This window comes from Pedobacter nyackensis (genome assembly GCF_900176505.1).
Lineage (GTDB): Bacteria > Bacteroidota > Bacteroidia > Sphingobacteriales > Sphingobacteriaceae > Pedobacter > Pedobacter nyackensis.
On sequence record NZ_FWYB01000015.1, the window covers coordinates 42,306 to 58,177 of the forward strand.

At 40.3% G+C, this 15,872-nt stretch carries 9 protein-coding genes; all 9 read left to right on the plus strand.

Annotation, left to right across the window (positions count from 1 at the left end; translation table 11 throughout):
* Window positions 1-99: 99 nt before the first annotated feature.
* The 9 genes from B9A18_RS20470 to B9A18_RS20510 all read left to right on the plus strand — a co-directional run bounded on the left by B9A18_RS20470 (window position 100) and on the right by B9A18_RS20510 (window position 15,864).
* The gene (locus B9A18_RS20470; protein WP_144009561.1) at window positions 100-3,597 is read left to right on the plus strand and encodes a TonB-dependent receptor; all 3,498 of its coding nucleotides are present in this window, start codon (window positions 100-102) and stop codon (window positions 3,595-3,597) included.
* A gap of 19 nt (window positions 3,598-3,616) precedes the next feature.
* Window positions 3,617-5,248, plus strand: coding sequence for a RagB/SusD family nutrient uptake outer membrane protein (locus B9A18_RS20475; RefSeq protein WP_084291416.1), 1,632 nt, complete (start codon window positions 3,617-3,619; stop codon window positions 5,246-5,248).
* 23 nt (window positions 5,249-5,271) lie between these two features.
* Entirely contained in the window at window positions 5,272-6,948 is a 1,677-nt protein-coding gene (locus B9A18_RS20480) for a DUF5018 domain-containing protein (RefSeq protein WP_084291417.1), read from the plus strand.
* Window positions 6,949-7,011: 63 nt separating this feature from the next.
* Window positions 7,012-8,400, plus strand: a complete 1,389-nt coding sequence (locus B9A18_RS20485; RefSeq protein WP_084291418.1) for an alpha amylase family protein — start codon at window positions 7,012-7,014, stop codon at window positions 8,398-8,400.
* 118 nt (window positions 8,401-8,518) lie between these two features.
* Window positions 8,519-9,838 (plus strand): sialate O-acetylesterase, encoded by a 1,320-nt coding sequence (locus B9A18_RS20490; protein WP_200816414.1) that lies wholly within the window; start codon window positions 8,519-8,521, stop codon window positions 9,836-9,838.
* A 206-nt stretch (window positions 9,839-10,044) separates the two neighbouring features.
* Window positions 10,045-10,218, plus strand: coding sequence for a hypothetical protein (locus tag B9A18_RS25430; protein ID WP_235005392.1), 174 nt, complete (start codon window positions 10,045-10,047; stop codon window positions 10,216-10,218).
* A 193-nt stretch (window positions 10,219-10,411) separates the two neighbouring features.
* A complete protein-coding gene (locus B9A18_RS20500; RefSeq protein ID WP_084291419.1) occupies window positions 10,412-10,975 on the plus strand; it encodes an RNA polymerase sigma-70 factor in 564 nt (187 codons plus the stop codon).
* Between the two features lie 69 nt (window positions 10,976-11,044).
* Window positions 11,045-12,223 carry a FecR family protein gene (locus B9A18_RS20505; protein WP_144009562.1) on the plus strand — a complete coding sequence of 393 codons (1,179 nt, stop codon included), beginning with the start codon at window positions 11,045-11,047 and terminating at the stop codon, window positions 12,221-12,223.
* A gap of 122 nt (window positions 12,224-12,345) precedes the next feature.
* On the plus strand, window positions 12,346-15,864 hold the full coding sequence (locus B9A18_RS20510; protein ID WP_235005393.1) for a TonB-dependent receptor: 3,519 nt from the start codon (window positions 12,346-12,348) through the stop codon (window positions 15,862-15,864).
* Window positions 15,865-15,872 lie beyond the last annotated feature (8 nt).

The following is a 15,872-nucleotide window of genomic DNA, read 5'->3' on the forward strand; positions in this document are numbered from 1 at the left end:
AGTGTGGATTGTCAATACATTAAAAACATATCAACTAACTGCGATTACCTGGCCCATCTTGCAAATGAAAAGGTAAAATCGCCTAACCAAACTTATCAAATGTACAATTTTTACTTAAAGAAAATGGTGCAGCCGCCAGACTGTATCGCAAGAATTCTGTTGATTATGAGGTTTACCCTACTAATTCTAATCACGGCTATTTTACAGGTTAGCGCAAGTTCATTTGCGCAGAAAATAACACTGTCTGAAAAAAACGCGCCCCTGAGAAAGGTATTTGATCAAATAAGAACGCAAAGTGGTTACGACTTTTTGTTTACCAGCACCATACTTAAAGATGCTAAACGAGTAAGTATCGATATTAAAGATGCGGAGATTGATGTTGTTTTGCGCAAAATATTTGAAGGACAACCACTGAAGTATACCATCGATGAGAAAACAGTTTTAATCAAAGCCAAAGAGAAAAACTTCCTGGATAACCTGATAGCTGAATTACAGGCTATTGATGTTAAAGGCAGAGTTTTGACGGAAACCGGAAATAACCTTGTTGGCGCTTCTATTGCCATTAAAGGAACAACTAGAGCAGTCAGAACTAATAGTAATGGAGAGTTTACCATTGGCAATGTAGATGAAAATGCAATCCTGGTGATTTCTTATATGGGGTATGAAACCAGGGAAGTTAAGGCTGAGAAAGTGATCAATGTTGTTTTAAAAATAGACATGACCGCTTTAAGTGAAGTCGTGGTGGTAGGATACGGCACACAAAAGAAATCAAACTTGTCCGGCGCGGTATCTTCTATAAAAGGTGAAGAATTGTTGAAAGGTCCCTCAACAAATGTATCAAGTTTATTGGATGGCCGACTACCCGGAATATCCTCAGTTCAGGAATCTGGGGAACCTGGAGTTGATCAGGCTTCGCTTCGAATACGAGGCTCAAATTATGCAGTAACTTATATTGTAGATGGGATGCCGCGTTCCATTAATGATTTAGACCCGAATGATATAGAAAGTATATCGGTTTTGAAAGATGGTGCTGCAGCTTCAGTATATGGATTGAAGGCTGCTGGAGGGGTAATTATTGTAACCACCAAGAAAGGGCTTTCAGGTAAACCAACCCTAAACTACAACGGATCAATGGGCGTTTCTTTAAATGCCAATTTTCCTAAATTTATGAATGGTCCTCAGTTTGCCAATTATTACAACATGGCTGATATGATGGATAAACTGGCCAATGGAACGATTAGGAATAGAAATGAGTATACGCCGATTTTTTTAAAGGCTGATGTAGATGCCATGTTAAACGGAGATCCTACCGATGGTTGGGACAATGTAAATTATATAGATGAAGTTTTTGGTACAGGACGTACCGCCAAGCACAATCTTTCTGTTCAGGGCGGAAAAGACAATACCAATTATTTTGTATCGGTTGGGTATTTGGGCAATAAAGGAAATATCAAAAATTTTGAATATGATCGCTATAACCTACGGAGTAATATATCCACTAAAGTAGCGCAACATGTTAATTTAGATTTAGGTGTAGCAGGGAATGTGGGATACAGACAAACTCCTGGATTTCTTTCCGGTGGTACCGATAGCAGCCCTGATTTAGGTGAACAAGGATGGTTTTCAATTGCAAAACAAACAATCGGTATGCATCCTTATCTACCGATAAAATACAATGGTCTTTATACCGGTGTTACACCCCGAAATAATTCTGGGGCACCAAATAGCCCACTTGCCGCTATTAATGAATCGGGATATAAAAAAACAAATGCTGTAGATCTACAGACCAATCTTTCCTTGCAGTACAATACACCATGGGTAAAAGGGTTAAGCTTTAAAGCTACCGGATCTTACGATTACAGTACTTCTCATAATAAGAATCTGGATACGTACTATTCGGTAAATTCAGTAAGGCTAACAGATGCAACCAGTAAGTTGGGATTTAATAAAATGCTCGATCCAAGAGGTAGATCTTTTAATGCATTAGGGGAAGGCCAATATCAAAGTACACAATTAGTAGGACAGGGTAGTGTGGCTTATAAAAATAAATTTAGCGAGCACAATTTTGATGTTTTGGCCCTGGTAGAAATTCGCGACAATAAGTCTAACTCATTATCTGCATATGCTAAAGATGTGGCTTTCCCGGAACTGCCAGAGCTAGGCCTGAATACACCGGCCGATAGTCCTATTGGTGGATGGAGTTCCGGATCGAGAAGTTTAGGGTATGTATTCCGATTAAAATATGATTATAATGAAAAATATCTCGCGGAATTCACCGGGCGGTATGACGGCTCTTATAAGTTCGCAGGAAATATTGATGGTAAACGTTGGGGATTTTTTCCTTCTGCATCCTTAGCCTGGAGAGTTTCTAAGGAAGATTTTATGAGTAAGCAAACTACCATTGATGATTTAAAGATCAGGGCTTCCGTGGGTTTGTTGGGGAATGATGGCGTGCCTGATTTTTCATTCTTAAGTACTTACGCTTTCGGTAGCAAATTGCCTATGAATGGTGCTTTGCAAAATTCATTATATACAAGTGTAATAGCCAATCCGAATCTTTCCTGGGAAAAAACGCTTTCTTACAATGTGGGAGCTGACTTAAGCATGTGGAAGGGCTTGCTAGGAATTGAGTTTGACGCATTTTACACTTATACGTATGATATCTTGACGGGGATGTCGGCCGGTTATCCACCTTCAATGGGCGGATATTATTTCTCCTACGAAAACTTTAGTGCAACAGATGCAAAAGGTTTTGAATTGATGCTGAAACACAATAACAGTTTCAATTTAGCTGGTAAAGCATTTAAGTATCGAATTTCTCCTAATGTTACTTTTGCCAGAAACAGATGGATCAAATATCCTGACAGTGAGAATGCTCCGGAAATTCAAAAGGTAACCGGAAGAAGGACTGGAATTGTTTCGGGTTGGGTTGCTGATGGACTTTTCCGTTCGGAAGAAGAAATAGACAATTCGGCCTGGTATGGCAGTCGCCCAAATCTTGGGGATATTAAATATAGAGACCTGAATGGTGACGGTAAAATTGATTACCAGGATAGGGGACTAATTGGCCGACCGAACAGACCTGAATTGACGTATGGATTGAATCTTTCGGCTGAATGGAATGGTTTTGATATTAACGCTCAGTTGACTGGAGGAATGTTGTTTGATGTGTCATTAACAGGTACTTATTATAACTATTATGATGACAATACCATTTGGACACAAACATTTAAAGAGGGCGCAAACTCTCCGTTGTTCCTGATTGAAAATGCCTATAGCATTGATAATCCCAATGGGACCTTTCCAAGAATGACACTGAGTTCTACAACACATGGTGGTGATAATGGTCTGGCGTCAACATTTTGGTTTAGAGACGGAAAGTATATCCGTTTAAAATCGGCTCAAATTGGCTATTCTATACCCAAAAAAGTGATGGAAAAAATGGGACTTGGCACATTTCGTCTTTTTGTGGAAGGATCTAACATTTTTACAATATCAGGATTACCAAAAGGTGTTGACCCGGAATCTCCGGGTGTGAACAACGGATATTATCCACAGCAGAGAATATTTATGGCTGGTGCAACACTCTCTTTTTAAACCTTAAATCTTGATTCAAATGAAAACAAATATTTTAAAAGCCGCCATCATTGGGATGGTCGCTTTAAGTTTTTCCTCCTGTAAAAAGTACCTGGATATGACACCAACCAATGCTGCCTCTGATAAGCTGGTATGGAGTAAGGTTGAATATGCAGAAATAGCGATTAACAGTTTTTATCATGATCTGAATTATTTTGGCAATTTCAGCACCGGGCAGAGTATTGCCGGCATGACAGATGGTTTGACAGATGCATTCAAATACTCATCCATGACCTACAATGCATATATGTATATCCCAAATGAAATAGCTTACGGTGGTAGTGTACTTACGCCTAATTACGCTGCTGTTTATCTGGGTAACTGGTCTAACGTTTACGAGAAGGTGCGTCGTGTAAATGAGGCGCTGGCAAACTTAAAAAAGTATGGGGCTTTTTCTGAAAGCGAAACAAATCGTTTGGAAGCCGAAATCAGGTTTTTCCGTGCTCAGTTATACTTTGATCTGGTAAAACGCTATAAAGAGGTAATCATTTATAATGAGGACCTATCTAAAATTGAAAAAAATAAAGGTTTGAGCACTGAAGCTCAGGGATGGGATTTTGTACAGGCTGATTTGAATTTTGCCGCACAGCACCTGGTTAAAAACAATAATCCAAACGGTCGCGTGAGCAGTGGTGCGGCTTATGCTTTACTATCACGAGCCATGCTGTATGCAGAGCGCTGGGAAGCAGCAAAGCTTGCTGGTGCAAAAGTGATGGAAATGGGCTATGAACTGGCAGGTAATTATGCAGATGCATTTAAAACAGGAAGCTCTGAAGCTATTTTGCAGTACAGTTACAATAAAGCATCTTTTACCCATGATTTTGATGCTACTTATGCACCTGGAGGGGATAGGAAGGGGGCTGGTGCAATGGGCACACCTACCCAAGAGATGGTAGAGTCTTATGAGCTAAAAACAATAGGAGGCTTTCCTGACTGGACCGCGTGGCATAACACTTCAGGAACAACAGCTCAACCGCCGTACGAAGACCTTGAGCCGCGTTTTCAAGCGAGTATATTATATAACGGAGCATCATGGAAGGGGCGCACAATTGAGCCTTTTGTTGATGGAAAAGATGGTTGGGCAAGTTGGAAGGAGGATGCTGTGCCAGCTGGACGTACAGTTACAGGATATTTCCTGAAAAAAATGCTGGATGAGAACATTGATCTGAGTAAAGATGGATCTACACAACCCTGGACCGCCTTCCGCTTAGGAGAGGTGCTGCTTAACTACGCTGAGGCCTGTTATCGTTCAAATAGTTCGCCAGAAGCGAATGCTGCTTTACGTAAAATAAGGGCCAGGGTAGGGTTGCCATACGTGGATAAAAACGGCCCCGCCCTTATGACTGCAATTATGCAGGAACGTAAAGTGGAGCTTGCTTTTGAGGGGTATTATTACTGGGATATGAAGCGTTGGAAACTGGCTGAAAACGCATTTACAGGAACGCGTGTTCATGGCCTTAAGGTCGAAAAAATAGGAAATATGTTTAGATATACCTATGTGGACTGTGATAAACAGGATCGCAATTTCCCTGCTAAGATGTACCGCATTCCATTGCCGACATCGGAAATTACCAACAACACCGCAGTGAAACAATTTCCAGAGTGGAACTAATTGTATTAATAAGGAATATAAATATGAGAAAGCACATATTCAATATAATTATCGCAGTTGTAGTTGTCTTTGCATCCTGTAAAAAAGCAGCGTATGTACAGCCTACAACTGACGGACAAGGTATTACCAGCCTGGTCGCTAAATTTGCTACCGGAGACCTGAAAGAGCTGGAAGCTGTTAAGTTTGATATTTCAGGGGCAGAAACTGATAAAATTGTAATCCCTGTTCCCTGGTTTTACCCGGAGGATAGTGATCATGAAACTACGCCATATATGACGGCAATGAAAATTGAAGCCAGCCTGGCAAACAATTGTAAAATCGAACCTAAGCTTGGTATTCTGGATCTGACAAAAGAGAATTTCTTCACTTTTACAGATCAGCAGGGAAATCAAAAGAGGATCTCAATCAGGGGCGAGCGCACGAAATCTAAAAAGTCAAGCATAACTTTCTTCTCCATAGAATCTGTGGGAGTAACTGGTTTAATTGATCAGGATAAGAAGACTATTTCCTTAATTACAGTGGAAGATTTGTCAGCTGTAGCTGTCGATGTAACCATGTCGGCGCACGCCACTTTAGATCGTTCCTTACAAAGTGTTAATCTGAATTCGCCGACACAGATTACTGTTATCGCACATGATGGCGTGTCTAAAACTACTTATTCCGTTATGAAAACTGCTCCGGCTAAAATCACCTATGGTTTTAGAAGTGGTTCAGAGAATTTAAGTTTTAATCTTAATCTGGGTACTTTGGGCTATACTGATGGTAGCAAACCAAGTTTAGCTGCAGCTGGGAATTTCCTTGTCGTTTCTACGGCAAATGGACAAGCACCTAAATATTATAATAGAAGTACTGGCAAGTATGTCGGTGTAATGAACTTAGGGGCTGCAAAAGGTAATGGCGCTGTTGCCAGCGATGGTACGGGAAATATTATTGTTGGCGATTACACGAATGCAGGCGAGACATTAAGAATTTACAAAACCAGTGCGGTTACGGTTGCTCCTCAGCCTTTCTTAACCTGGATCAACACATCAGGTTTTCCTGTAGGAAGTAAATTCTCTATTCATGGGGATTTGAATGCCAGGGCAATTATCATTGCCACATGCGATGGACTTGCGGGTGCAGGTTCAAATAAGTTTGTAAGATGGGTAATAACTAATGGTATTGCAGGCACTGCCGAAGTGATAACAGCAGGTAATATTCCTTTCTGGGGTGCTGGTGTAAACGGCACTAAAGTAACTTCCAGAAGTACTAATGTTGCAGATGGTGCTTTCTTAGGATTCTATGACGGCGGTGTAAACAATTTATATTATCTGGATGGAAGTAACGCCAAAGCGATGAGCCTGGCTGATCAAACTTCAGGTAATGGTTGGGGCATAAACAACAGTTTAGCTGATGCTAAAGAGTTCAACAATGCTAAATATTTAGCATTCTATTGTCCAAGTCATTTCCCGGGCTGGGGTATTTCATCAGAATTATACATTTATGATGTTTCTGCTATGGCCAGCTTTACTGGGAATGTAGATAAAACCAGTGCCTTAGTATTTTCTGCTAAATATGGCTCTGTAGGTAATGAGGTATCGGCAAGTGGTGATGTTTTAATTGCACCAAGTGCGGACGGCTATAAAATGCAGGTCTTTACGATTGATTTCAATGCGGGCAACTTAGCTTGTTACGAATTTAATTGTGTGGATGTAAAATAAAATTATGGGGCTTTGAGTTTATTTAAAGCCCCTTTCTTTAAAAAGACTTAAAACTAACCGAATATGAATAGGAAGAATTTCTTAATAGCCACAACTGGTTTGGGCTTATTTGGATTCGCGTCATCATGTAAAAAGGAGAATGATACGATAGATTGGCAATGGGATAAAAAACCGGATCAGGCGGCAAAACCAAGATACATCTGGATTGATGCTGCGGCAAATTTTCCGGATTATGCAAATAGTAAAGAAAATATTAAAAGAGACCTTGGAAAACTGGCCGATGCAGGTATTACGGATGTTGTAGTAGATGTACGGCCAAGCATGGGGGATGTGCTGTTCAACTCTACACAGGTTCAACAGGTGAAAAAGCTGGATGTATGGTCGTCCGGTTCATATGGATTCCATGAACGTACCGCGACATGGGATTACTTGCAGGCTTTTATTGATGAAGGTCATGCGGTAGGCCTTAAAATTCATGCAGCCATAAATACCTTTGTTGCCGGCAATAATTACGCATATGGATTGGGGCAACAAGGTATGCTTTTCAGAGAAGGTACTAAGAAAGAATGGGCTACGACCTTAAATCTTCCCGGTGGACTGGTAAACGTAATGGATATTACCAGTTCGCAGGACCCAAACAATAGCTACGGTACTAAATTTATTAACCCGGCGAATGATGAGGTGCAACAGTATATGCTCAATATCATAGGAGACCTGGCGAAGTATAATGTTGATGGTATATTTTTAGATCGTTGCCGATATAATGATTTCGTATGTGATTTTTCCGCTGTTACTAAACAGAAGTTTGAACAATATATTGGCGAAACAGTTACCAATTTTCCGAATGATGTTATTGTACCCGGTACACCATCATATCCGCTGCCTGCTACTATGCCGAAGCACTTTAAAAAATGGATGGAATTTAGGGTAAAAACCATACATGATTTTATGGTAAAAGCCAGAGAACGTGTTAAATCTGCAAATGACAAGATTCAGTTTGGGGTATATGTAGGCGGCTGGTATTCTACTTATTATGATGTTGGCGTAAACTGGGCTAGTCCGAAATATAATACAGCACAGTTCTACCCGGCTTGGGCAAGCCCCGCTTATAAAGATTTTGGCTACGCAGATCATATGGATTTTATCCTGATTGGGGCATATGCGCCCACAGACAGGATTTATGGCTCGGGTGAATGGACAGTTGAAGGGTTCTGCAAAAATGCGAAAACCCTCATGCAGGGAGATACAAAAGTTGCAGGTGGTCCGGATGTCGGCAATGGATCAGGATGGGAGAACGGAGGAATGGATACTGCTGTCGCTCAAACTGTGGACGCAGCAATTAATGCTGGTGATGGCTATTTCATTTTTGATATGGTGCATGTAAAGCGCTACAATTATTTTGCGGCATTAAAAACCGGGATTGATAAGTACCTTGGCACCATTAAAAAGTAATCAGGCATTAGTAATGAATAAAATTTCCTTTTTTTCCATAATAGTTCTGTTGATCTGCTTCTCCTTGCAATTGCAGGCAAAAGTTAAGCTTAGTTCTATTTTTGGAAATCATATGGTTTTGCAACAGAAATCAAGTGTGACATTTAAGGGTACTGCCGGACCCAATAAAAGGGTGCGGGTATCTGCAGGCTGGAGTGTGAGAACTTATGTTTCCACAGCTAATGCTTCCGGGCAATTTGAAATAACCCTCTCTACACCAGCAACTGCTGCAAAACCATATCAGATTAGTTTTAATGATGGTGAAGAACTGCTTCTACAAAATATTCTTATTGGTGAAGTTTGGTTTTGTTCCGGACAATCGAATATGGAAATGCCGGTAAAGGGATTCCGGGGACAGCCGGTTTTTGGTACTTTAAAACATATAGCGGCCGCTAATCCTAAGCGGAAGATCAGACTTTATACCGTTAAAAATGCATGGAGTACCACCGAACTTGAGCATGGGATTGTAGGAGAATGGAAAGAACTTTCTTCTAAGGATGTAGCAGAATTCTCAGCTACGGCTTATTTTTTTGGTGGGATGCTGGAACAATCGTTAGATTTCCCTATCGGTTTGATAAACTGTTCCTGGAGCATGTCTAAAATAGAAGCGTGGATGAGTAAAAGCACCTTGCAGAAATTTGAGGACGTAAAGCTTCCTGATGTACATCAGAAGGAATTTGGATGGGCTGCGGGAACGCCGACATTGATATGGAATGCGATGGTTAACCCATGGAAGGGTTTTTCTATAAGAGGGGTAATCTGGTATCAGGGGGAGGCGAATGCTGCTAATCCTGCCTTATATAAATTATTGTTTACTGAGATGGTAAAACAATGGCGGACATTTTTTAAGGCTCCCGAAATGCCGTTTTATTACGTTCAGCTTGCTCCATGGCAATCAGGTGGCAAAGACTTGTTGGACTGGGCCTATTTCCGGCAAGCTCAACTGGAACTGATGAATGAAATACCACATGTGGGGATGGCCATAACTGCTGATTTAGGTAGTGAAGTATTTATCCATCCTCCACATAAGATTGAGGTTGGTCAGCGCCTGGCCTATTGGGCCCTGGCTAAAACTTACGGTAAAGAAGGCTTCCAGTATTCTGGCCCAGTATTTAAATCGATTCAGCGAAAATCTACGGCAATAGAAGTGATTTTTGACTTTGGTCAGGATGGATTGAATCCCGAAAATGAGAAGGTTACAGGTTTTGAAATAGCTGGAAAGGATGGCGTTTTTTTTAATGCTGATGCCCTGATTATAAATGGTACTGATCGGGTGAAGGTTTGGAGTGATCAGGTTAAGGAACCTGTTGAGCTGCGCTATTGTTTTAGAAATTATATGACAGGTACCTTACGTAATAATGCGGGGTTGCCAGCTGCACCCTTCGTTTTTAAGTTCTGAAATAAAAACTCAGGTTTAAAGGCATATCTTCTCTTTTAAAAAGAAGATATGCCTTTTTTACAGTTAGAAACAACAGAGAAAGTGGTAGATGGTAGAATGGTTATTGATTCTTTATTTAGGACCATACCGGCTTTTAAATTGTTACGTAATGGGAGTATTTATGGGGATCAAGGGACGAAATCTATGCGCTTGCTGAGCGTAATTATTTGGTTTCTGCTCAGGAAGATAAGGCTGCACCTGGTGGATTTATACATCAGGGCTATTTGGTCCTGGTGGATAAAGAAAAACGTATCAGAGGGGCTTACGATGGTACGCAGGATAAGGAGGTGGAACAGCTGCTGAATGATATGGACCTATTGTTGGCCGAATATAAAAAATAGCGTTTACAAACTGAACGTTTTTTAGTTTAAAGGGAAGAGCAGGTGTAAATCGCCATGCACTTCCCTTTTTTGTTTTGAAAGAAGTAGAAATTAAGTGCGCTTGATGTTAGATTGCCTTTAAAACCTAGCGTAATCTGAAAATATTTAATTAACATTGGATTTTAGTTTTATATTATTCCGAAGTAAATCAAAAATGATTTCCTACAGTTCGCTTAGTGATGAAGAATTGATGGCATCTTTACAAGATGATGCTGCTGCTTTTAATGAAATTTATGAGCGGTACTGGTCTGTGCTTTATCGGTCGGCCTTTAACGTTTTAAAAGATGAAGAAGGCTGTATGGACGTAATTCAAGATGTGTTCATCTGGTTTTGGGAAAGTAGGTCTGAACTGAAAATTAACTCCGTAAAGGCGTATCTGTTAGTCGCTGTAAAGTATAAAGTTGCCAATTACATCCGGAATGGAAAAGTCAGGGAATCTTTTTATGACCGGATCCCTAAAATAACGGGTAATGCTGAATTTCCTGATGAGGTTTTAGAAGTAAAAGAGCTGAGAGAAATGATAGAGCGATTTGTGGTAGACTTGCCTGACCGCTGTCAGGAGGTTTTTCGACTAAGTCGGAAGGAGCACCTAACGAATAAAGAAATTGCTGAACGATTGGGCATCACCGAAAAAACAGTTGAAAATCAAATAAACAAGGCTTTAAAGCAGCTTAGGAAACAATTGGGGAGGTTCTCGGTATATATGTTTTTATATTAATTTATTTTTTTTCAAATGGCGTAGGTGCTGAGGGGCTGGGAAGTGCCTTACCTATATAAAAGCCATAAAATGAAGAAGGAAGAGTTTCGCAATCTGGTTGAGCGTATAACTGATGGGAGTGCCAGTGATGTGGAAATAGCTTTGTACAACAGATATTATCACCAGTATCAGAAAGCAGGAGCATCCTGGAGTGAAGCAGATATGGGGGAGGAGACTGCAATTAAGGAAAAGCTAAAACAACGGATTGATCAAAAAATCAAGCCGGTAGTTATTGTGCCTTTATGGAGAAGATACATCAAATATGCTGCTGCAGCTGTAGTGTTGCTAACACTTTCTACAACCTTATATTTATATTTTAACACCTCATTTTTAAAATCATCTGCGGATCTGGTTCAGCAGGATATAGCTCCTGGAGGAAACAAAGCTGTGCTTACGCTGGCCGATGGGAGAACCATTAACTTAAGTGATGCTGTGAATGGTAACCTTGCAGAGCAGGCAGGTATAGCGATTACAAAGAATGAAGATGGAAAGTTGACTTATACCGCCGGAAAAGTAAATGTCAACCATCCGGTTAGTTATAATACCATTGCAACCCCTGTGGGCGGTCAGTATCAGGTTAATTTGCCTGATGGTACCAAAGTATGGCTAAATGCAGCCTCATCCCTTAAATTTCCAACATCATTTGCCAAACTGAAGGAACGTAAAGTTGAACTTACTGGCGAAGCTTACTTTGAAGTGACTCATTCTAGGGATTTACCATTTGTTGTGAAAAGCGGAAAGCAGGAGCTTTCGGTATTGGGGACTCATTTTAACATCAATAGTTATCCTGATGAAGGGGCTATCAGGACCACCTTACTACAGGGGTCAGTAATCGTACGCAATCTGGAAAAAGTCAAAAATAAGCAGTTAGGAAAAGATTCTGTTTTGTTGAAACCTGAACAACAGGCGTCGTTAAAGGATGTTTTTTCTGTTAAAGTTGTCGATGTAGAGGGGGTAACTGCATGGAAGGACGGTAACTTTTTATTTAATGATACCGATCTGAAGGATATTATGAAGCAGGTTTCAAGATGGTATAATGTAAGTGTTGACTATGATGAAATTCCTAAGAACAGGTTCTTTACGGGCTTTATATCAAGGAATGTTAACTTGTCCAGAGTGCTTGAAATGCTAGAAGTGACCGGAAATATTCAATTTAAAATAGAGGATAAAACAATAAAAATTACGGATTTAAAAAAAGAGCCTATGTAGTAATTATACAAAGCCATAAAAAAAATATACCGGATGCGCGGGAACGCAGCCGGTATGATTAAGGCACATCACAGCAATCTTTTCGAATTAATCAACTGAACCAACCTTAACCTTACAAATGTATGAATTTCAATATTCTATGCAAGGGACTGCGCGGCCATAAAAAACGTGGCAGCAGTTCTGATTATTTAAAATCTAAACTGATTTTAATTATGAAATTAACCACTGTGTTAATGATAGTTTGCTGTCTGCATGTCTCTGCAGCAGGCTATTCACAAAATATAACCATTACAGAGAAAAACGCCCCACTAAAAAAGGTGTTGCAGCAAATCAGAAAGCAATTAGGCTTTCAATTGTTATACGATTCTGAACTGATTAAAAAATCGGCACTTGTTACGCTGGATGTTGTAAATGCACCCATAGGGATCGTGCTTGATAAAATATTTAGTAACCAGCCATTCAGTTTCAGTATTTACGACAAAACCATTCTGGTGAAAGAAAAGGTTATTGAACCACGTAACCGCGATATCGCTGTACTTATTATTGAGGGTACCGTAAAAGGTATCGATGGATCGCCACTCCCAGGTGTAAGTGTGAAAGTTAGAGGGAGTAATAAGGCTACAGCTACGAAGGCTGATGGTAAGTTCTCCATAAATGCTCCTGAAGAAAACACTATTCTTATATTCTCTTGTGTAGGTATGATCAGTGTAGAACGTATAGCTAAACAGGGAATGGTCGTGGTTATGCAACCAGAATTGAATAAGCTCAATGACCTAGTTGTAGTGGGGTATGGAAGTACCAGAAGAAAGGATTTAACGGGATCAGTGGCCTCGATAAGTGTGAATGAAATCAAAGATGTACCCTTTGCAACGGTTGATCAGGCGCTGAGTGGTAAAGCTGCCGGGGTACAGGTTGTACAGGCTGATGGATCACCAGGTGGAGTCGCAAAAATAAGAATCCGTGGTGGGACTTCTTTATTGGGTGGAAATGATCCTTTGTATATTATAGATGGGGTACAGGTGCAGATACAGAACAGATACCTGCAAAGTGCTGCAGATATTGTAAGTCCGGTAGAGCGATTTGGGAATGATAATCCTGACGTTTCTGTTTCAGGATCTTTTGCCCGTGGATTGAATAGCTTAGGAGGATTGAATATCAATGATATTGAAACGATTGATATTTTGAAGGATGCTTCGGCAACGGCGATTTACGGTTCGAGGGCTGCCAATGGGGTGGTTATTATCACTACAAAAAAAGGTAAGCAAAACCAAAAGCCCGTTTTAGAAGCCAATTACTATGCGGGTGTAAGTGTGCCAAAAAAGGAAAAGCTATTGGACAGGGATCAGTATATCATGGTTGTGAAAGAAGCAGCGAAAAATCTAAATGATGCCAGAGCTGCAAAGATACCTGCTTTGACTCCAAATGCTCTGGCTACTCAGATTTTAACTGATCCAACTTACTTTGGTACAGCAAATACGGATTGGATGGGGCTGGTGTTGCGAAATGGGATTACTCAAAATGCGGATATTTCAGTTCGGGGAGGTGGAACAGGCTCACGCTATTATACCTCGGTGGCCTATAACAAAAATGAGGGAACAGTACATGGGACAGATTACACCAGATTGGCAGGAAAAGTAAGTCTGGACAATGAAATTAGCAGTAAGCTTCGTTTTAATACCAATCTTGACTATGGCTTTAGCACCAACAATATTACCAATGGATTGTACACTCAGGCTATGTATGCGCCACCTACGGTTGATCCCTATAATCCAGATGGCAGTATTAAGATAATTGATCCAGCCTCAATTGGAGCTTATGCCTATGAGGGCTTTCAAAATCCATTGCTTCTTTTAAAAGGAGTAAATAAATCGAATGCGATTTCTCTAATTGGAAGTATTGCGGCAGAGTATGATATTTTGAAAGATTTGAAATTCAGAAGTTCAGTTGCGATCAATTACTACAATTACCGCCAGAATAATTATGTACCTAGTACGGTGGCAATTGCTACCTCAAATGGCACAGGCAGCTCTAACAACGGAACAGCTACTCAGGCACAGTCTCAGGATGTAAATACATTTTATGAAAACACCCTGACCTGGGATAAGGAGTTCAATGAAAATAACCGCCTGAATTTATTGGTAGGTACTTCATGGCAAATTAGTAAATCCAACTCCTTTTCTGCAAGTGGACAAGGTTTTCCTGATGATACTTATTTAAATAACCTTTCATCGGCTGCGGTAACCTTGCCTTCAACCGGGGTTTCTGCACAAAACTCGTTGCTCAGTTTTTATATGCGGGCGAACTATGCTTTGTTTGAAAAATATCTGTTTACGTTTACAGGACGCTCTGATGCTTCTTCTAAGTTCCCGCAAGAAAATCGGGTAGGTTATTTCCCTTCTGGTGGTGTAGCCTGGAGAATATCGCAGGAGAACTTTCTAAAAGATGTAAAATGGATAAATGAAATTAAACTGAGGGCAAGTGCCGGATATACAGGTACTCAAAATATTGGAGATAATCTTTTCTATACGCTATATGCGCCCGTTTCTTATGCGGGATTGAATGGTTTATCGCCCTCTCAGCTCGGGAACAATACAATTAAATGGGAATCTACCCTACAGAAAGATGCAGGTATAGACTTTGCCTTTTTCAATTCCCGCTTACGTGGTGGTATTGGCTATTATGAAAAATCAACCACAGGCGTGTTATTTCCTGCTACAGTAGCCACAAGTTCTGGTTTCTCTGGGGTAACAGCTAATATTGCGAACATTAGAAACCGTGGTCTTGAATTAGAACTTCGGGGCGATTTTGTACGAAATAGAGATTTTCAGTGGTCTGGAACTTTTAACATCTCTGGAAACAGATCTAAGGTACTAGCGCTTTCTAATGATTTTGCTGATCCGGCTAATCCAACAGTATACAATTATGGTAATACTGTTTTGAAAGTAGGTGAGCCTTTAGGCTTGTTATATGGAAGAGTATTTGATGGTCTTCTTAAAACGCAGGCGGAAGTGGATGCGTATAAAAAAGCTAGCCTCTTTGTAACTTATGGTATAACACCATATGTAGGAATTGGTGACGCCCGATATATTTTAGATGCTCCGGTACTTGGCTATTTTAAAGATGAGGTAATTGGCAAAGCTGAACCTAAATATTATGGAGGATACACCAATAGCTTAACCTATAAAAACTTTAGTTTGATGGCCTTGGCTACTTTCTCTTATGGTGGTGATATTTTTTATCTGGCTGATGTGCAGAACCAAGATGTTTCAAAACGTACCAATAAAGGTGTGAAAATTTTAGAAAGATGGACACCGGAAAACTCGGGTGCAACCAGACCAAGATTAATTCTGGGCCAAAGTTCCTACTCCTATGCAGCCAGTAATAATGTTTACGATGCCTCATTCGTAAAGTTGAAGTCTGTGACCTTCAGCTATCAATTTCCTAAAACTTTGACAGATAAGCTAAAACTTACTGGTGCCTCAGCATACATTTCAGCTACGAACTTATTTACCATTACCAATTATCCGGGGGTTGATCCTGAAGTAAGTAATGATCCTTACAGTTTAATAGGAGGTTATAGTGATTCGGGTGGTTATCCAGCTGTTAAGCAGTTTAGTTTTGGACTTCGTTTTGGTTTTTAATTAAGACA

Coding starts and splice junctions, on each gene's coding strand:
- B9A18_RS20500 (WP_084291419.1), top strand. CDS start 10,412: ATGATTTCCTACAGTTCGCTTAGTGATGAAGAATTGATGGCATCTTTA.
- B9A18_RS20510 (WP_235005393.1), top strand. CDS start 12,346: ATGAATTTCAATATTCTATGCAAGGGACTGCGCGGCCATAAAAAACGT.
- B9A18_RS20480 (WP_084291417.1), top strand. CDS start 5,272: ATGAGAAAGCACATATTCAATATAATTATCGCAGTTGTAGTTGTCTTT.
- B9A18_RS20505 (WP_144009562.1), top strand. CDS start 11,045: ATGAAGAAGGAAGAGTTTCGCAATCTGGTTGAGCGTATAACTGATGGG.
- B9A18_RS20470 (WP_144009561.1), top strand. CDS start 100: ATGTACAATTTTTACTTAAAGAAAATGGTGCAGCCGCCAGACTGTATC.
- B9A18_RS20475 (WP_084291416.1), top strand. CDS start 3,617: ATGAAAACAAATATTTTAAAAGCCGCCATCATTGGGATGGTCGCTTTA.
- B9A18_RS20485 (WP_084291418.1), top strand. CDS start 7,012: ATGAATAGGAAGAATTTCTTAATAGCCACAACTGGTTTGGGCTTATTT.